Annotated in this window: 17 protein-coding genes and 1 tRNA gene; 12 read left to right on the forward strand and 6 right to left on the reverse strand. The window is 62.6% G+C overall.

Annotation, left to right across the window (positions count from 1 at the left end):
* Window positions 1-143: 143 nt before the first annotated feature.
* Window positions 144-1,505, reverse strand: a complete 1,362-nt coding sequence (locus tag PG898_RS17430; protein ID WP_237611858.1) for a GntP family permease — start codon at window positions 1,503-1,505, stop codon at window positions 144-146.
* 164 nt (window positions 1,506-1,669) lie between these two features.
* On the opposite strand from PG898_RS17430, the gene PG898_RS17435 reads away from it, so the two are divergent.
* From PG898_RS17435 to PG898_RS17445, 3 genes are all read left to right on the forward strand, one after another.
* Complete coding sequence (locus tag PG898_RS17435) at window positions 1,670-2,179, forward strand: gluconokinase (protein ID WP_005328545.1); 510 nt, start codon at window positions 1,670-1,672, stop codon at window positions 2,177-2,179.
* Window positions 2,180-2,240: 61 nt separating this feature from the next.
* Window positions 2,241-4,037, forward strand: a complete 1,797-nt coding sequence (edd, locus tag PG898_RS17440; protein ID WP_270824676.1) for a phosphogluconate dehydratase — start codon at window positions 2,241-2,243, stop codon at window positions 4,035-4,037.
* A 9-nt stretch (window positions 4,038-4,046) separates the two neighbouring features.
* Window positions 4,047-4,688 (forward strand): bifunctional 4-hydroxy-2-oxoglutarate aldolase/2-dehydro-3-deoxy-phosphogluconate aldolase, encoded by a 642-nt coding sequence (locus PG898_RS17445; protein ID WP_270824677.1) that lies wholly within the window; start codon window positions 4,047-4,049, stop codon window positions 4,686-4,688.
* A gap of 85 nt (window positions 4,689-4,773) precedes the next feature.
* On the opposite strand, the gene PG898_RS17450 is transcribed toward PG898_RS17445, so the two are convergent.
* Window positions 4,774-5,781: a substrate-binding domain-containing protein gene (locus PG898_RS17450; RefSeq protein ID WP_270824678.1), complete on the reverse strand. Its 1,008-nt coding sequence runs from the start codon at window positions 5,779-5,781 to the stop codon at window positions 4,774-4,776.
* Between the two features lie 89 nt (window positions 5,782-5,870).
* Between PG898_RS17450 and PG898_RS17455 the strand changes: the two genes are divergently transcribed.
* Window positions 5,871-6,521, forward strand: coding sequence for a Qnr family pentapeptide repeat protein (locus tag PG898_RS17455; RefSeq protein ID WP_270824679.1), 651 nt, complete (start codon window positions 5,871-5,873; stop codon window positions 6,519-6,521).
* Between the two features lie 235 nt (window positions 6,522-6,756).
* Here PG898_RS17455 and PG898_RS17460 read toward each other — a convergent pair whose 3' ends face one another.
* Both PG898_RS17460 and gpmM read right to left on the reverse strand, forming a co-directional pair.
* The gene (locus PG898_RS17460; RefSeq protein WP_270824680.1) at window positions 6,757-8,160 is read right to left on the reverse strand and encodes a peptidoglycan DD-metalloendopeptidase family protein; all 1,404 of its coding nucleotides are present in this window, start codon (window positions 8,158-8,160) and stop codon (window positions 6,757-6,759) included.
* A gap of 9 nt (window positions 8,161-8,169) precedes the next feature.
* Window positions 8,170-9,699: a 2,3-bisphosphoglycerate-independent phosphoglycerate mutase gene (gene gpmM / locus PG898_RS17465; RefSeq protein WP_041206677.1), complete on the reverse strand. Its 1,530-nt coding sequence runs from the start codon at window positions 9,697-9,699 to the stop codon at window positions 8,170-8,172.
* Window positions 9,700-10,036: 337 nt separating this feature from the next.
* Between gpmM and PG898_RS17470 the strand changes: the two genes are divergently transcribed.
* From PG898_RS17470 to gpsA, 3 genes are read left to right on the forward strand one after another with little or no spacing between them, the layout of a single operon-like run.
* Complete coding sequence (locus tag PG898_RS17470) at window positions 10,037-10,468, forward strand: rhodanese-like domain-containing protein (protein ID WP_025325373.1); 432 nt, start codon at window positions 10,037-10,039, stop codon at window positions 10,466-10,468.
* Window positions 10,469-10,515: 47 nt separating this feature from the next.
* Complete coding sequence (gene secB, locus PG898_RS17475; protein WP_005328525.1) at window positions 10,516-10,986, forward strand: protein-export chaperone SecB; 471 nt, start codon at window positions 10,516-10,518, stop codon at window positions 10,984-10,986.
* 2 nt (window positions 10,987-10,988) lie between these two features.
* Window positions 10,989-11,993, forward strand: a complete 1,005-nt coding sequence (gpsA, locus tag PG898_RS17480; RefSeq protein ID WP_025325374.1) for an NAD(P)H-dependent glycerol-3-phosphate dehydrogenase — start codon at window positions 10,989-10,991, stop codon at window positions 11,991-11,993.
* Between the two features lie 67 nt (window positions 11,994-12,060).
* Here the strand turns inward: gpsA and nfuA are convergent, their stop codons facing one another.
* Both nfuA and PG898_RS17490 read right to left on the reverse strand, forming a co-directional pair.
* Entirely contained in the window at window positions 12,061-12,639 is a 579-nt protein-coding gene (nfuA, locus tag PG898_RS17485; protein WP_033129997.1) for a Fe-S biogenesis protein NfuA, read from the reverse strand.
* Between the two features lie 159 nt (window positions 12,640-12,798).
* Complete coding sequence (locus PG898_RS17490) at window positions 12,799-13,527, reverse strand: ComF family protein (RefSeq protein ID WP_270824681.1); 729 nt, start codon at window positions 13,525-13,527, stop codon at window positions 12,799-12,801.
* 38 nt (window positions 13,528-13,565) lie between these two features.
* Here PG898_RS17490 and bioH point away from each other — a divergent pair, with 38 nt between their 5' ends.
* The 5 genes from bioH (at window position 13,566) to PG898_RS17515 (ending at window position 16,521) form a co-directional block, all read left to right on the forward strand.
* Window positions 13,566-14,330 carry a pimeloyl-ACP methyl ester esterase BioH gene (bioH, locus tag PG898_RS17495; RefSeq protein ID WP_270824682.1) on the forward strand — a complete coding sequence of 255 codons (765 nt, stop codon included), beginning with the start codon at window positions 13,566-13,568 and terminating at the stop codon, window positions 14,328-14,330.
* Between the two features lie 71 nt (window positions 14,331-14,401).
* Window positions 14,402-14,635: a flagellar hook protein FlgE gene (locus tag PG898_RS17500; RefSeq protein WP_042648867.1), complete on the forward strand. Its 234-nt coding sequence runs from the start codon at window positions 14,402-14,404 to the stop codon at window positions 14,633-14,635.
* Between the two features lies 1 nt (window position 14,636).
* On the forward strand, window positions 14,637-15,395 hold the full coding sequence (locus tag PG898_RS17505) for a putative metalloprotease CJM1_0395 family protein (protein WP_270824683.1): 759 nt from the start codon (window positions 14,637-14,639) through the stop codon (window positions 15,393-15,395).
* A tRNA-Leu gene (locus tag PG898_RS17510) sits at window positions 15,382-15,466 on the forward strand. Before PG898_RS17505 ends, PG898_RS17510 begins: the two co-directional genes overlap by 14 nt.
* 113 nt (window positions 15,467-15,579) lie before the next feature.
* Complete coding sequence (locus tag PG898_RS17515) at window positions 15,580-16,521, forward strand: tyrosine-type recombinase/integrase (protein WP_270824684.1); 942 nt, start codon at window positions 15,580-15,582, stop codon at window positions 16,519-16,521.
* Window positions 16,522-16,572 lie beyond the last annotated feature (51 nt).

The raw sequence follows: 16,572 nt of genomic DNA on the forward strand, positions 1-16,572 counted from the left end.
TGAAATCACGGGATGAAGCGTTCCACTCGGGGCGATGAATAGGCAATTCTAGCAATCTGTGGCGACGGGCCCAAGCAAGAATCCGTAAAAAGTCGATGCAACGCTATATCGGGGCCGCCGGATGGGGCCCCGAGATGGAGGAGTTAGAAGACGATGCTTGCCATGGCAACGATGAGGAAGGCGATGGTACCGAGCAGTGTCTCCATCACGGTCCAGGTCTTGAGGGTGGTCTTCTCGTCCATGTTGAGGAAGCGGCTGACCAGCCAGAAACCGGAGTCGTTGAAGTGGGAGAGCACGGTTGCCCCACCGGCGATGGCGATGACGATGAAGGTCAGATCCAGATCGCTCAGCCCGGCCGTGGCCGCAACCGTCGGCGCCATCAGGGCGGCCGTGGTGGTCAGGGCTACAGTGGCAGACCCCTGGGCCACCCGCAGCGCGGTGGAGACCAGGAAGGCGGCCAGGATCACCGGCATGCCGGTGTCGGACAGCACGTCGGCCAGGGCCGTGCCGATGCCGCTGGCACGCAGCACGCCGCCGAACATGCCACCGGCACCCGTCACCAGGATGACGGCGCAGACCGGGGCCAGGGCGTCGTTGCAGAACTTCTCGAGCTGCACCTTGCCCTGGGTCTGACGGAACAGCCAGAGGGCATAGAGCACTGTGATGAGCAGGGCCACCGGGGTCTTGCCGACCATGCGCAGCACGTTGACCCAGTCTGCACCCTTGTCGATGACACCCATGACGCCCAGGGTGTTGAGGCCGGTATCCATGAAGATGAGCACCAGCGGCAGCAGCAGGATGGAGATCACCTGGCCGAAGCTCGGTGCCTTGTCGGAGAGTCGCTCGGCGGTCTCGGTGAAGCTCGGGGGCAGGGGCAGCTCAAACTTCTTGCCGGACCATAGCCCGAACAGATAGGCACCCAGATACCAGGTCGGCAGCGCGACCAGCAGACCCACGACGGTGAGCAGCCCTATGTTGGCACCCAGCAGCTCGCTGGCGGCCACCGGGCCCGGGTGGGGCGGCAGGAAGGCGTGCATCACCGCGAACGCACCGGCGGAGGGCAGGGCATATTTGAGGACGGAGCCGCCGAACTGCTTGGCCACGCTGAAGATGATGGGCAGCATGACGATGAGGCCGGCATCGAAGAAGATAGGGAAGCCGAACAGCAGGGAGGCGACCCCGAGCGCGAAGGGTGCGCGGTGGGAGCCAAAGCGGTTGATCAGGGTGTCGGCAAGCACCTTGGCGCCCCCCGTCATCTCCAGGATCCTGCCTATCATGGCCCCGAGGCCGACCAGCAGAGCGACCGAGGCCAGGGTGCCGCCGAAACCGGTCAGCATGGTGGGGATCACCTGGTCATAGGTGACCCCGGTGGCCAGGGCCGTCAGCATGCTGACCAGGGTCAATGCCACGAAGGCATGTACCTTGAATCGCATGATCAGCACCAGCAGCATGACGATAGCGCCAGCGGCTACCGAGAGCAGATAGGCGACATCGGGTGTGTTCATCGCTCCGTCCATAAAATGTCCTCAAATGGTTCTAGTAGTTGTTCTGCACATTTCTGTGCTCCACTTCACATTGCACAACGTTACCGGTAACATGTTACCGGTAACGTGCTAACTTAGAACCCATCAGACAAACGTTTTTTGAAAAGTGAGAGAGAGGTCAAATAATGGCGGGCAAGAGCATTATCGTGATGGGTGTGTGTGGCAGTGGCAAGTCCAGCATAGGCCTCAAGGTGGCCAGCGCCCTGGGCGCCAAGTTCATCGACGGTGATGATCTGCATCCCCGCGCCAACATCCAGAAGATGGCGGGCGGCAACCCTCTCAACGACGAAGACAGGGCACCCTGGCTGGAGCGGATCCGCGATGCGGCCTACAGCCTGGAGCAGAAGAACGAGCTTGGCGTCATCGTCTGCTCTGCCCTCAAGAAGCAGTACCGCGACCAGATCCGCGAGGGCAACGAATCGGTGCACTTCCTGTTTCTGGACGGTAGCCAGTCCCTCATTCTCGACCGGATGCGGGCACGCCAGGGTCACTTCATGCGGGAAGGCATGGTAAAAAGTCAGTTTGAGACCCTGGAGCGGCCGGATGGCGAGGCAGGTGTGTTTCGCGTCGACATAGATGGCACCTTCGAGCAGGTGGTCGACCGCGCCGTCACCGCCCTGGCACAGGTGCAATGAGCCATTTCGCGCGCCCGGCCCTTGTCGGTCGCGTCCGTATTTCCGTGTTGGAGACAATCCTATGACCCATCCCGTGATCACCGAAGTGACCAACCGTATCCGCGAGCGCAGTGTCGCCCGCCGCCAGGCCTTCCTGGCCCGCATCCAGCGCCAGGCCGAGCAGGGCAAGACTCGTGCCTCCCTCTCCTGCGGCAACCTGGCCCACGCCGTGGCCGCTTCCAGCTGTGATGACAAGGGGCGCATCCTCGACATGACCCGCGCCAACGTGGCCATCGTCACCGCCTACAACGACATGCTGAGCGCCCATCAGCCCTATCAGGGCTACCCGGACATCATCAAGGGGGCGCTGGCCGGACTCGGCCACAGCGCCCAGGTCGCCGGCGGCGTGCCCGCTATGTGCGACGGCGTGACCCAGGGCCAGCCGGGGATGGACATGTCCCTGTTCTCCCGGGATCTCATCGCCCAGGCCACCGCCGTCTCCCTCTCCCACAACACCTTCGACGCCACTCTGCTGCTCGGCATCTGTGACAAGATAGCCCCGGGCCAGATCATGGGGGCCCTCTCCCATGCTCACCTGCCCACCGCCTTCGTGCCCGCTGGCCCCATGGCGAGCGGCATAGGCAACGACGAGAAGGTGAAGGTGCGCCAGCAGTACGCCGCCGGCGAAGTGGGCCGCGATGCCCTGCTCAAGATGGAGTGCGGCGCCTACCATTCGGCCGGCACCTGCACCTTCTACGGCACCGCCAACACCAACCAGCTGGTGTTCGAGGCCATGGGGCTGATGCTGCCGGGCTCCGCCTTCGTCCACCCCCACAGCGAGCTGCGCCACGCCCTCACCGAGGAGGCGGCCCGCCGCATCAGCGCCATGATCCCGGGCTCCCCGGCCTACCGCCCCCTGAGTGAGGTGCTGGACGAGCGCGCCCTGGTCAACGGCCTGGTGGCCCTGCTCGCCTCCGGTGGCAGCACCAACCACAGCATCCACATGGTGGCGCTGGCCCGCGCCGCCGGCCTGGAGCTGACCTGGGACGACTTGAGCGATCTCTCCGACGTGGTGCCGCTGCTGGTGCGCATGTACCCGAACGGCCCGGCTGACGTGAACGCCTTCGAGCAGGCGGGGGCCGTGCCCGGCCTGATGCGCCGTTTGGCGGAGGCGGACCTGATCCACCTGGACGCCACCCCGGTGTTTGGCGAGATGCAGGATTACCTGAGCCGCCCCGCGCTGGTGGATGGCAAGCTGGTGTGGCAACCGGTGGGGGAGAGCACGGATCCGAGCGTGTTGTCCGTCGCTGGCAGCGTGTTCCAGGCCACAGGTGGCACCAAGCTGCTCAGTGGCAACCTGGGCCGCGCCGTGGTCAAGGTCTCGGCGGTCGCCCCCGAATACCGGGTGATTGAAGCGCCGGCCCGGGTCTTCTCCTCCCAGCACGCGGTGGAGGCGGCCTACAAGGCCGGTGAGCTGAACCAGGACGCCGTCATCGTCGTGCGCCACAATGGCCCGGCCGCCAACGGCATGCCGGAGCTGCACAAGCTGATGCCGGTGCTCGGCAACCTGCAGAAGGCGGGTCACAAGGTGGCCCTGGTCACCGATGGCCGTCTCTCCGGCGCCTCCGGCAAGATCCCGGCCGCCATCCACGTCACCCCGGAAGCGCTGCATGGCGGGGCCATAGGCCTGCTTGCCGATGGCGATCTGCTGCGGGTGGACGCCGACAGTGGTCGCCTCGACTGTCTGACCGATTTGAGCGGCCGTGCCCAGGCCGAGATCGACCTCACCCTGGAACAAGAGGGGTGGGGCCGTGAACTGTTCAGCGTGATGCGTCGCGCAGTATCGAGCGCCGAGTGCGGCGCCACCATCTTTGACTGAGGAAGAGCTATGCAGAACTGGAAAGTGACCCCTGCCGAGGTGTTTGCCGCCTCCCCCCTGGTGCCCGTGATGGTCATCAACGACCTGGAGCAGGCCCTGCCGATGGCCAAGGCGCTGCTGGATGGCGGCATCTCGGTGTTCGAGATCACCCTGCGCACCCCGGTGGCCCTCGAGGCCATCGCCCTGATCGCCAAGGCGATGCCGGACGCCATGGTCGGTGCCGGCACCGTGCTCAATTGCGCGCAGTTTGACGCTGCCGTTGCCGCCGGTGCCCGCTTCGTCATCTCCCCGGGCATGACCCCGGCCCTGCTGGCCCACGCGGCCAGGAGCACGGCGCCGCTGATCCCGGGGGTGGCCACTCCGTCCGAGGTCATGCAGGCGCTGGAAGCGGGCTACGACCACCTGAAGTTCTTCCCGGCCGAGGCGAACGGCGGCACCAAGGCGCTCTCCGCCATTGCCGCCCCTCTGCCCCAGGTTCGCTTCTGCCCCACCGGTGGCATAGGCCCGAAAAACGTTGCCGACTACCTGGCGCTGAAATGCGTGGCCACGGTCGGCGGCTCCTGGATGCTGCCCGCCGATGCGGTCAAGAGTGGCAACTGGGACGAGGTGACCCGTCTCTCCCGCGAAGCGGTTGAAATGGTTAAACGCTAAGCGCCCATCGTTTAGATGAATTGAACAGGCCACCCTTGGGTGGCCTGTTTGCTATCGGCGTGACTCTAGTCTGTGAGGGAGGGGATTATCCCAGACTCTCCCCAACATAGAGGGAGAAGCCAATATCCTTGCAGGTTTCTGGCTGGGGTTGTCCATTGAGCCTGGCCAGCAGCATGGCGGCCGCCTCGCGGCCGATGGCCTCGCGGGGGGTACTGATGCTGGCGAGCTTGGGGGTCATGGCGTGGCCGATGTCGAGGGCGTTGCAGCCGGCGATGGCAATCTGCTGGGGCACGGGTATCCACCTGGCCTGGCACTGCAGCAGGGCGCCCACCGCCACGTCGTCGTTGGTGCAGAACAGGCCGTCGAGATCGGGATAGCGGGCCATGGCCTGCTCCAGCAGCTGGCCCCCCAGGGTGAAGCTGGAGGACTGCTCGGTCAGCAGGTGCTGACCATCCAGACCGAAGTCCGCCATCGCCTGGTAGTAGCCCTCCATCCTCAGCTGGGTACGCACGTCGAGGCGCGCCCCCAGATAGACCACCTTGCGCCGTCCCCGGCGCAGCATCTCTGTTACCATGGCCCGGGCGGCGGCGCGGTGATCCATGCCGACCACCATGTCGATGGGGGAGAGCGGCAGATCCATGGTCTCTACCACGGGAATGCCGGCGGTGGCGATCATCTTGCGGGTGCGATCCGTGTGCTGGGTGTCGGAGAGGATGAGGCCATCCACGTTGTAGGAGAGCAGGGAGGCGACCTGCTCCTCTTCCCGCTCCGGGCTGTAGCCATAGTGGGCCAGAAGAGTCTGGTAGCCGGCGGGCCGGGTCACCGCCTCTATGCCGTGGATCACTGCCGAGAAGACCTGGTTGGAGAGGGAGGGGATCAGGATGCCGATCGCCTTGCTGGTAGCGTTGGAGAGCATGTCCGGTGCCCGGTTCGGGATGTAGCCGAGCTCCTCCACCGCCGCGGCGATCCGCTCACGGGTGCCTTCGGCCACGGTGGACGGGTCACGCAGGTAGCGGCTGACGGTCATCTTGGTGACCCCGGTCAGGTCGGCGATGTCCTGCAGTGTGGGGCGGCGCTTGCGGGTGTCGTTCATCTCGGGATCCGGCAAATAATGTTACAGGTAACATTACCGTTTTTGCGCAAAAAAGTCAGCATATGACGCCATCACAGGAGAGGCTGGGGATGATCAAGGGCAAGTGCTTCGAGGGGAAAAGGTTCGAGCAGCAGGAGGTGGAGGGGCAATCGTTCTCGGAGTGCCGCTTCGTCGGCTGCAATTTCTCCTGGCTCGATCTGGCCGAATGCCGCTTTGTCGACTGCAGCTTCTATGAGCGGGAGCGCGAGCTCGGCTGCCAGTTGCAGGGCTGCGATTTGCGGGAGGCGAGCTTCCTGCGCTGCGATCTCACCCTGGCTGACTTCAGCCGCAGCCAGTGCCTGGGACTGGAGATGAGCGACTGCCAGGCCATGGGCATCAACTTCGCCCACGCCAGCTTTGCCAACCAGATCACCGTCAAGAGCTACTTCTGCGAGGCCCATCTTACGGGAAACAATTTCAGCTACGCCAACTTCGACGGCTGCCTGCTGGAGAGGTGCGAGCTCGGCGGCAACCGCTGGCAGGGGGCCAGCCTGCTGGGGGCCTCATTGGCGGGATCCGATCTCAGCGGCTCCGAGTTTGGGCAGATCGACTGGACCAGCTTCAACCTGCAGGGCTGCGATCTGCGCCAGTGCGACCTGCCCGGGCTGGATCTGCGCCGGGTCAACCTGGACGGTGTGCAGATCAATGAAGAGCAGCAGCAGGGGCTGCTGGAGCAGATCGGGCTGGTGGTCTTCCCCTGAGCGGGGTGGAAAAGAGGTAAGTTTTCATCAACGGGGGTGGGCGGCGTTGCTCTTCCCCTGCAAAGCAAAAAGCCTGCGCGATGCAGGCTTTTTGCTAGGTGAAGTGGTAAACGAAGCGGTGTTGTCGTCTTTTGCACCCTTCTCCCCTCGGGGGAGAAGGGCTGGGGATGAGGGGGGCTGGTTCAGCGTCTGGCCAGCTGTTGTTGCCCGGGTTGATGGCCCCGTCAGCTGGGACTCAGCGTCTGGCCAGCCACTTGGTCGGGTTGATGGCCTCGCCCTGGTAACGGATCTCGAAGTAGAGACCGGGTCTGTCCTGACCGCCGCTGTCGCCGACCAGGGCCACGGGTTCGCCCTGCTCCACGCTCTGGCCCACCTGACGCAGCAGCGACTGGTTGTGACCGTAGAGGCTCATGTAGCCGCGGCCGTGATCGATCACCAGCAGCATGCCGAAGCCGTCGAGCCAGTCCGCATAGACCACCTGGCCAGGGGCGACTGCCTTGACCTGGGTCCCCTCGCTTGCGCCTATCAGGGTGCCCTTCCACTTGAGCTCGGCGGTGCGCGGCGAGCCATAGGAGATGAGGATGGGGCCCTGTACCGGCCAGCGCAGACTGCCGTTGGTGCTGAGGCCGTTGTAGCTGCCACTTGCCTTGGTGCTGCTGCTGCGTGCGGCGGCTTGTTGCTTCGCCACCCGGTTCTGCTGTTCGGTGACTCTCTGTTGTTCGGCGGCGAGCCTTTGCTGTTCGCCGGCCTGCCGCTGCTGTGCCGCGATCCGTTGCTGCTCGGCAATCCGCTTCTGCTCGGCGGCCAGTCGCTGCGCCTCCAGGCGGCGTTGGCGCTCCTGCTCGGCCTTGATCTTGGCGAGGCGCTCCCGCTCGGCACGCTCACGGCGTTCCTGCTCTTCCCGCTGACGGCGCAGCTCTTCCAGCCGGGCCTTCAGGGCTTTCTCCGCCTTGACCAGCTTGGTGAGCTTCTGTTCGTCGTTTTGTACCGACTGCTGCAACTGGTTGCGCACCTTGGCCCGGCTCTGCTGGCTGGCCAGCAGGCTCTGGTGATGCTGCTGCTGTTCACTCAGCAGGGTCTGCAGCCTGGTCTCGGTCTCTTTGGTGGCCAGCTGGTTTTTCGCCAGCTTGTTGCGGGTGGCGCGCAGGGCGTCTATGGCCTCGATGCGGGCCTTGTTGAGGTAGTCGTAGTAATCGAGAGAGCGGCTCAGCTTGGCCGGATCCTGCTGGTTGAGCAGCAGCTTGAGGTAGTCGTGGTTGCCCGCCTGGAAGGCGCTTTCCGCCTGCTTGGCCAGCAACTGTTTCTGGTGTTTCGCTTGTTGTTCCAGCGCCAGCTTGTCCCGCTGCAGCTCGGCCAGCTTCTGCTGGTTCTGCTTCAGTTGCTGTCTGGTCTGATCCAGCTTGGCGGCGGCGGCCGAGATGGCCTGCTCGTCAGCCTTGAGCTGGGTGTTGAGCTTGGCAAGCTCCTGCTTGCTGAGCTTGAGGGTCTTCTGCTGTTCCTTGATCTCGGACTGCATGGCCCCCAGCTGCTGGTTCGCAGCCTGGGCCGTGCCGGCACCGCCGATCAGGCAAAAAAACAGCGCGCCGGCCAACAGGCCGACGCGACTGGTTTTCTGTGAAATAACTTCGCATCCCCGCATGGGGCAGGATTATTTCAGAATCATCAGGGGCTTGCCAGTCATTTCCGGCGGGACAGGCAGACCCATCAGAGTCAACATGGTCGGGGCCAGATCGGACAGTTTGCCGCCTTCCTGCACCTCGGCCTTGCGACCGAAATAGATGAGGGGAACCGGCAGATTGGTGTGGGCGGTGTGCGCCTGACCAGTCTCTTCGTCCAGCATCTTCTCGGCGTTGCCGTGGTCGGCGGTGATCAGGCACTCGCCACCCACTTCGGCCAGGGCCTCGGTGACGCGACCGATGCAGTGGTCAACGGCTTCGCAAGCCTTGACGGCCGCATCGAACACGCCGGTGTGGCCAACCATGTCGCCGTTCGGGTAGTTGCAGATGATGACGTCGTACTTGCCGCTCTTGATGGCGCCGACCAGTTTGTCGGTCAGCTCTTCGGAGCTCATCTCCGGCTGCAGGTCATAGGTGGCCACTTTCGGGCTGGCGACGATCTCGCGATCTTCACCGGTGAAGCAATCTTCTTCGCCACCGTTGAAGAAGAAGGTGACGTGAGCGTACTTCTCGGTCTCGGAGATGCGCAGCTGGGTCTTGCCCTGCTTGGCCAGCCATTCGCCCAGGGTGTTCACCAGGGCAGTGGGCGGGTAGGCGCAGGCAGTCTTGATGTCGGCCGCGTACTCGGTCAGCATCACGAAGTTCAGGGCCGGGGTGGCGGCACGGGCGAAGCCGGTGAAGTCGCTGTCGACGAAGGCGCGGGTGATCTCGCGGGCACGGTCGGCACGGAAGTTCATGAAGATCAGCGCATCGCCGTCTTCCATAGGTGCAGCTTCGCCGATGCGGGTGGCCTTGACGAACTCGTCGTTCTCGTCGCGGGCGTAGGCATTGGCCAGTGCTTCGCTGGCGCTGTCGGCGGTGAACTCGCCCTTGCCTTGAGTCATCAGGTCATAGGCTTGCTGCACGCGATCCCAACGGTTGTCACGGTCCATGGCGAAGTAACGGCCGATCATGGAGGCGAAACGACCCTTGCCCAGACGGGCGAACAGGGCGTCGAACAGCTCGATGGAGGACTGGGCGGAGCGCGGCGGCACGTCGCGGCCATCCAGGAAGGCGTGGAAGTAGATCTTCTCGGCGCCACGCTTGGCGGCCATTTCGATCATGCCCATGATGTGTTCTTCGTGGCTGTGTACGCCACCCGGGGACATCAGGCCCATGATGTGCACGGCCTTGCCCTTGGTCACGGCAGCGTCAACAGCCTTGCCCAGCTCGACGTTCTGGAAGAAGTCGCCGTCCTGGATGTCTTTGGAGATGCGGGTCAGCTCCTGGTAGACGATGCGACCGGCGCCGATGTTGACGTGGCCCACTTCGGAGTTGCCCATCTGGCCGTCCGGCAGACCCACATCCAGGCCGGAGCCGGAGATCAGGGTGCTGGTGTAGTCACGGGCCAGGCGGTCCAGGTTCGGAGTCTTGGCGGCGGCAACGGCGTTGTGCTCTTGCTTGGTGCTGTAGCCCCAACCGTCCATGATGACCAGAACCAAAGGTTTCTTAGCTGTTGACATAAGACTATGTCCTCTCGGATAGGAATGAATTGCGGGAAGTGAAACTAGCGTAATATTACTACATCTGCCGAAATAGTCACCTGATAGCCAAGTCCCTCTTCCACCTCTGTTTTTACCTGTTATCCGGCTGTATTTGGCATGTTGCCGGCTTGTCTTTGTGCTCCGCTCTCCCCCTGGCGCCTCTCTCCCGGGGCGGGTGGCAGCCCCGTCCCCAAGCCGGTCTGGGGGCGGACAATCCCTGGTGGGAGCTTGCTCTCGCTTTGCCGCCAAGATGGCTGATCTTATCAAGGGCCCCATGTATACTCGGGCCCTTGTCTTGGTCCCTGGATAGTAGAAGATGCAAGAGTATTTGGATTTTGCGGCCCGCAACCCGCTGCTGACCGCAGCCTGGTTGGGCCTGGCAGGCACCCTGGTGTATACCACTGTGCGTGCTCGTTTTTCTCCGGTGAAGGCGGTGAACAATCATGGCGCCACCCTGCTGATCAACCGTGAAAATGCCACTGTGGTGGACATTCGCAGTCAGGATGAGTTTGCCAAGGGTCATCTGGCCGGCGCCCATCACCTGCCCCTCACCCAGATCCAGGCGAACAATCTGGGGCCGGTTGAAAAGCACAAAGATGCCCCCATCATAGTGGTGTGCGAGTCGGGGATGACCGCTGGTGGCGCGGGTCGCCAACTGAGCAAAGCCGGTTTCAAACAGGTATATGTGCTCAGCGGTGGCATGGCCCAATGGCGTGCAGATAATCTGCCGGTGACCAAAAAACGCTGATTTAAGGGCCTGCGCCCACTCATTATCTTAAAAAGGAATCAAACGAAATGGCTGACGAAATCAACAACCAGGAAGTGCAACCGGAATTCCACATCCAGCGTGTCTACACCAAGGATGTCTCCTTCGAAGCCCCCAATACTCCGCACATCTTCCAGAAAGAGTGGCAGCCGGACGTCAAGCTGGACATGGACACCAAGACCAATGTCCTGGCTGACGGCGTGTACGAGGTCGTGCTGACCCTGACCGTGACCTGCAAGCTGGAAACCGAGACTGCCTTCCTGTGTGAAGTGCAGCAGGCCGGTATCTTCACCATCGGCAACCTGCCGGAGCCGCAGCTGGCACACTGCCTGGCCGCCTTCTGCCCGAACATCCTGTTCCCCTATGCCCGCGAAGCTGTGGCCAACCTGGTGAGCAAGGGTTCCTTCCCGCAGCTGAACCTGGCACCGGTCAACTTCGACGCCCTGTTTGCCCAGCACATGGCACAGGTTCAGGCCCAGCAGGCGACTGCGGAAGCCTGATAATGGCCGACCAGATCGCAATCTCGGTCTTGGGGGCGGGGTCTTATGGCTCCGCCCTTGCCATTTCTCTGGCGCGCAATGGCCATCCGACCCTGCTGTGGGGTCACGATCCCGCCCATGTCGCCGAGCTGGAACAAGATCGCTGCAACAAGGCGTTTCTGCCTGATGTCCCTTTCCCCGCCGATCTGCAGCTGACTGCGGATCTGCAAGCGGCGGTGCAGGCCGCTCCCGTGTTGCTGCTGGTGGTGCCGAGCCATGTGTTCGGTCAGGTGCTGGCCCGGGTCAAACCCTTCCTGCGCCCCGATACCCGTATCGCCTGGGCCACCAAGGGGCTGGAGCCGGACAGCGGCCGTCTGCTGCAGGACGTGGCCCGTGACGTGCTGGGGGAGACTATCCCGCTGGCGGTGATCTCGGGTCCGACCTTCGCCAGAGAGCTGGCCGCCGGCCTGCCGACCGCCATCTCGGTGGCGTCGACCCACGACGACTTCGCCGACGATCTCTCGCAACTGCTGCACTGCGGCCGCTCGTTCCGGGTCTATACCAATCCGGATTTCATCGGTCTGCAGCTGGGCGGTGCGGTCAAGAACGTCATCGCCATCGGCGCCGGTCTCTCCGACGGCCTGGGTTTTGGCGCCAACGCCAGAACCGCGCTCATCACCCGGGGCCTTGTGGAGATGCAACGCCTCGGTGCCGCGCTGGGGGCGGATGCCAAAACCTTCATGGGGATGGCAGGGCTCGGGGATCTGGTGCTGACCTGCACCGACAACCAGTCTCGCAACCGTCGCTTCGGTCTGGCCCTTGGGGCCGGCAAGTCGGTGGAAACCGCCATGACCGAGATCGGTCAGGTGGTGGAAGGCTATCGCAACACTAAGGAGGTGCATCTGCTGGCGGCCCGTTGTGGCGTCGAGATGCCTATCTGCGAGCAGATCTTCAAGGTGCTGTACGAAGGCAAGAACCCGAAAGAGGCGGCCATCGCCCTGCTGTCGCGAGACAAGAAGGACGAGTAATCTGCCCGCCGCAGAATGCAAAAGGCCCCGCCAGTTGGCGGGGCCTTTTCTTTGCCGCAAGGGCAAATCAATAGTAGGAGTGATCACCACGCTGGTGCTCGGTGGCATCTTTCACGCCGTTGAGCTCGCCCGGGAACTTCTCCAGCAGCTGCTTCTCGATCCCCTCTTTCAGGGTGTAATCCACCTGTGAACAGCCGTTGCAACCACCACCGAACTGCAAAATCGCCAGCTTGTCGTCGGTGATGTCAATCAAGGTCACCTTGCCACCGTGACCGGCCAGCATGGGGTTCACCTCTGACATCAGCACGTATTCGATGCGATCGGCCAGGGGGGCATCGTCGGCCACCTTGCGCATCTTGGCGTTCGGTGCTTTGAGGGTGAGCTGGGAGCCCATCTGATCGGTGACGAAGTCGATGGTGGCATCCACCAGATAAGGGGCGCTCAGGGGATCGACCAAGCAGTCGAAGCCACTGAAGGGCAGGTGTTGATCTTCCGGATCGACCGCGTCGGGTGGGCAATAGGATACGCCGCACTCGGCATTCTGGGTTCCCGGATTGACCACAAACACCCGGATGTTGGTGCCATCAGGCTGCTTCTCCAGCAACTTGCGGAAGTGGGCCTGGGCGGTGTCGGAAATGCTGATCATCACTATCCTCATAAACCTGAGTGTACGACTAGGGTATTCATGATAACTCGCTTGGCGGGGCTTGGGTAGCGTGTCGATGGTCACGGCATCCGGCCTTGAGCGTAACCGTCTCGTGACGAGGTGGCAGGGCGCCGCCTATCTTTCCCGTTGCAGTCCCGGCTACTTGATGTGTCTCAGGGTGCGGCAGATGGCCCACACCTCTACCCTGGCGATGCCGCTCTCATGAAGCAGGCGGATGAGCTGACCTGCGGTGGCTCCCGTGGTCACCACGTCGTCGAGCAGGGCCACGTGGCGGTAATGGTGGGGTGTTATCTGGAAGGCGCCGCGCAGGTTGCGCCGCCGCTGGCCGGCACTGAGCCGGGTTTGCTGCGGAGTGGCCCTGATCCTGCGCAGCAGCCGGGTGTCACAGGGGATGCCGGTGAGCTTGCCGAGGGCGGTTCCTATCTCCTCTGCCTGATTGAAGCCGCGCCACCACTGGCGCCACCAGTGCAGGGGAACGGGGATGATGGCCTCGGGAGGATCGTCTCCCTCCAGATGGTCGGCCAGCAGTTGGGCGAGCAGCGGCGCCAGCAGGATCTGGCCCGAGTATTTCAGGCGGGGAATGAGCAGGGAGTAGGGGGGCTGATAGTCGCCTATCACCTGCAGCCGTTCCCAGGGAGGGGGTCGGCGCTGGCAGCGTCCGCACAGCAGCTCGTTTCCTGCATGGTGCTCTGGCAAGGGGGCCGCGCACAGCCTGCATTTGCGGCAAGGCTGGTGCAGGGACTGCTGGCACCAGCTACACAGCAGAGGCTGATCATCACAGGGCTGGCGACAGAGCAGGCAGAGGCCGAGCCAGTCGGACCGGCTACCGAGGATCGGACTTGCTTTGGCGAGCAGCCGCTTTAACATGCAGGCTCCAAGCAGATGAACAGGGATCTTGAGTCTAGATGAGCGTATCGGTTGAGCGGTTTGGCCAGGGTCAGGACCTGGTGTTGTTACATGGCTGGGGCATGAATGGTGCTGTCTGGCACGGTATTGCCCAGCAGTTGGCGGCCCACTATCGGTTGCACCTGGTGGACTTGCCCGGGTTTGGCAACAGCCCTCTGCACGAGAGGAGTGAGTACACCCTGCCTTGGCTGGCGGAGCAGGTTGCCACAGTCCTGCCGGAAAAATGCCATCTGCTCGGCTGGTCCCTCGGCGGTCTGGTGGCGAGCCAGCTGGCCCTGACCCGACCTGAGCGCCTCCACTCCCTCATTACTGTCGCCAGCTCCCCTTGCTTCATGGCCCGCGAAGACTGGCCCGGGATAGCCCCCAAGGTGCTTGCTGGGTTCAACCAGATGCTGGCGGGGGACTTCATGCAGACCATAGAGCGCTTCCTGGCGATCCAGGCCATGGGCAGCGAGCATGCCAGAAACGACATTCGCCAGTTGCGCCACTGGCTGGCAGAGCGCCCGGCTCCCCGGCTTGCCGCGCTGGAGGCGGGTCTCGGCCTGCTGGCCGACGTGGATCTGCGGGATGAGCTGGTCGGTCTGGATCTGCCCTGGCTGCGCATCTATGGCAGGCTGGACTCCCTGGTGCCCAAGGCGGCCATACCGCTGCTGGACGAGCGTTATCCCGCGAGCCGCAGCCTGGTGCTGGAGAAGGCCTCCCACGCCCCCTTCATCTCCCATCCAGAGCCTTTCATCACCCTGTTGCGACAGTTCATTGGCTGATCCTTGAGCGGCATGCTTCAATAACGCCTCAAGGTGGTGGATAATTAGCCAATCATGAAAGGAGTGAGCCGATGCGTATCGATTCTGCCATGACCACGGGCGTACAGGGATTCCAGCGGGCCGAGCAACTGGCCGGTCAGGCATCCGGCCAGCTTGCCCGCCTCAACACCCCGTCGGGTGACCAGGTACAGGTGACGGACGAGCTGGTGAATCTCAAGGTGGCCGAGCTGCATGCCGGCGCCTCTGCCAAGGTGATCCAGACCGCCAGCGACATGCTGGGCACCCTGATCGACATCAAGGTGTGAGATGAACATCAATGTCAGCCTGCCGCCTATCATTCCGAATCAACTGCAACCGCAGACGGAATCGGCGCAGACTGATAACCGCCGCGCAGAACTGGTGCCTCCCAGCCGCCAGAGCGAGGCGTCCAACGCCGAGTCCGGTGTTGCCTCCCAGAAAGACAAGTCCAGAGCCGCCCAGGCCAATCCGCCCGCCGCTTCTTCAACCCGGGATAATGCACAGACCAGCCCGACGACCCCGTCCCATCGCTTCGTCGAGGCCACGGGGGAGGAGAGCCAGCGCCGGCAGCAGCAGGATCCCGAGCAGCAGGAGCAACAGAGGCAGCAACGCCAGCTGGCCGCACTGGTGGAGCGGGATCTCGAGGTGCGCAAGCACGAGCAGGCGCACCAGATGGCAGGTGGCGAGCATGCGGGCAGCCCCAGCTACCAGTTTTCCCAGGGGCCGGATGGCAAGCGTTACGCCACCGGGGGTGAGGTGGCCATCGACATCGGTGTTGTCCATGGCGATCCGGCTGCCACCCTCGCCAAGATGCAGCAGGTGCGTGCCGCCGCCCTGGCACCGGCAGAACCCTCGTCACAGGATCTGAGCGTGGCCCGCGCCGCCACCGCCAAAGAGGCTCAGGCCCGCAAGGAGTTGATGGACGCCAGAGGCGCTGCAATCGGGCCGCTTGGCGCCTACATGGACAGGCGCAATCAGGTGATAGCCCAACACTACCAGCAGGCCGTCAGACCCGCCCCTCGTCAGACCTTCAGCCAGGACATCTGAGAGGCCGGATCCGCCGGATTCAAAATCCGCCGTAGCAATACGTGTCGGTTCGAGTCCGACCCCGGGCACCATTATTTTCCCCTGTTTGGTCAACAGGTTATAGCGCTCAAGAGCGCTCCTGCTCAAAGTTTCTGCGGTTGATAACACTCATTCATGTGCAAATCTGTGCAAGAGGTTTCAACCAATGGCAAGTATCCAAGTTCTCACTCGAAAAACCGGCAAGTCCTATCGCGTTCAGTTCATGCGTAACGGCAACCGTGTATCCAAAGTTTTTACCCGCAAAAAAGACGCAGAGCAGTTCCTGGCTCAGATCACCGTATCTGACGAGCTGGCAGATGCCTTAACCAACGTCACCCTCACTAGCACCACCATTCAACAAGCTATTCATGAGTACCTTGAACAACACAAGGGACGAGACAAGTCTGTACCCCAGCGTCTGGGCTGGTGGGTTGAACATCTTGGCGACAAGACGTTGAACAAGGTCAACCGCCAGCGGATCAAGAATGCTATCTCTATTCTGGAGGCGGAAGGGAAGGCCCCTGCGACCCTTAACCGCTACAAAGCAGCGTTGTCAGCGGTTTTTGCGTACATGTGCGATAGGTATGACCTCAAGGTAAATCCTTGCCTGGAAGTGAAGCAGAAGCGGGAAGACAATGCTCGCACACGCTTTTTGTCGGCAGATGAACTGGCTCGATTGATGAAGGCCACCAAGTTGAGCAAGTGGGAGCGACTTCATATGCTGGTTCATATGGCGTTGACCACTGGAGCACGGAGGGGCGAGCTGATCGGCCTCAAGTGGTCAGACATCAATTTCAACACGCGAACTGCTCACTTGGCGGTTACCAAGAATGGTAGTCAGAGGGTTCTGTCTCTGACTGCTGACTTGCTTACTGAGCTCTCCCAGTTTCGTGAGATTGGTGCCAGCTTTGTTTTCCCTCACCCTTCTGGCCTCAATCGACCGTTTACCGAGTTTGACTACCACTGGCAGGCTGCGAAGAAAGCTGCGTTGCTCTCTGATTTCCATTTTCACGACCTTCGACATAGCTGTGCCAGCTTGTTGGCGATGAATGGTGCCAGCATTCTGGAGATCGCAGAGGTGTTAGGGAAGGTGCGAACAAGTCCCTGATATGAGATCATGTTTGTCATCTGGAGCCATGGAACAGGGTTCATCATGAGT

The sequence above is a fragment of the Aeromonas sp. QDB31 genome (genome assembly GCF_027707605.1).
Classification (GTDB): Bacteria; Pseudomonadota; Gammaproteobacteria; order Enterobacterales; family Aeromonadaceae; genus Aeromonas; species Aeromonas media.

Bases quoted from the DNA above. Each gene is read 5' to 3' on its own strand.
- PG898_RS17515 (WP_270824684.1), top strand. From the start codon at position 15,580: ATGGCAAGTATCCAAGTTCTCACTCGAAAAACCGGCAAGTCCTATCGC.
- gpsA (WP_025325374.1), top strand. From the start codon at position 10,989: ATGGCCGACCAGATCGCAATCTCGGTCTTGGGGGCGGGGTCTTATGGC.
- bioH (WP_270824682.1), top strand. From the start codon at position 13,566: ATGAGCGTATCGGTTGAGCGGTTTGGCCAGGGTCAGGACCTGGTGTTG.
- PG898_RS17470 (WP_025325373.1), top strand. From the start codon at position 10,037: ATGCAAGAGTATTTGGATTTTGCGGCCCGCAACCCGCTGCTGACCGCA.
- PG898_RS17455 (WP_270824679.1), top strand. From the start codon at position 5,871: ATGATCAAGGGCAAGTGCTTCGAGGGGAAAAGGTTCGAGCAGCAGGAG.
- edd (WP_270824676.1), top strand. From the start codon at position 2,241: ATGACCCATCCCGTGATCACCGAAGTGACCAACCGTATCCGCGAGCGC.
- PG898_RS17435 (WP_005328545.1), top strand. From the start codon at position 1,670: ATGGCGGGCAAGAGCATTATCGTGATGGGTGTGTGTGGCAGTGGCAAG.
- PG898_RS17505 (WP_270824683.1), top strand. From the start codon at position 14,637: ATGAACATCAATGTCAGCCTGCCGCCTATCATTCCGAATCAACTGCAA.
- secB (WP_005328525.1), top strand. From the start codon at position 10,516: ATGGCTGACGAAATCAACAACCAGGAAGTGCAACCGGAATTCCACATC.
- PG898_RS17430 (WP_237611858.1), bottom strand. From the start codon at position 1,505: ATGAACACACCCGATGTCGCCTATCTGCTCTCGGTAGCCGCTGGCGCT.
- PG898_RS17490 (WP_270824681.1), bottom strand. From the start codon at position 13,527: ATGTTAAAGCGGCTGCTCGCCAAAGCAAGTCCGATCCTCGGTAGCCGG.
- nfuA (WP_033129997.1), bottom strand. From the start codon at position 12,639: ATGATCAGCATTTCCGACACCGCCCAGGCCCACTTCCGCAAGTTGCTG.
- PG898_RS17500 (WP_042648867.1), top strand. From the start codon at position 14,402: ATGCGTATCGATTCTGCCATGACCACGGGCGTACAGGGATTCCAGCGG.
- PG898_RS17450 (WP_270824678.1), bottom strand. From the start codon at position 5,781: ATGAACGACACCCGCAAGCGCCGCCCCACACTGCAGGACATCGCCGAC.
- gpmM (WP_041206677.1), bottom strand. From the start codon at position 9,699: ATGTCAACAGCTAAGAAACCTTTGGTTCTGGTCATCATGGACGGTTGG.
- PG898_RS17445 (WP_270824677.1), top strand. From the start codon at position 4,047: ATGCAGAACTGGAAAGTGACCCCTGCCGAGGTGTTTGCCGCCTCCCCC.
- PG898_RS17460 (WP_270824680.1), bottom strand. From the start codon at position 8,160: ATGCGGGGATGCGAAGTTATTTCACAGAAAACCAGTCGCGTCGGCCTG.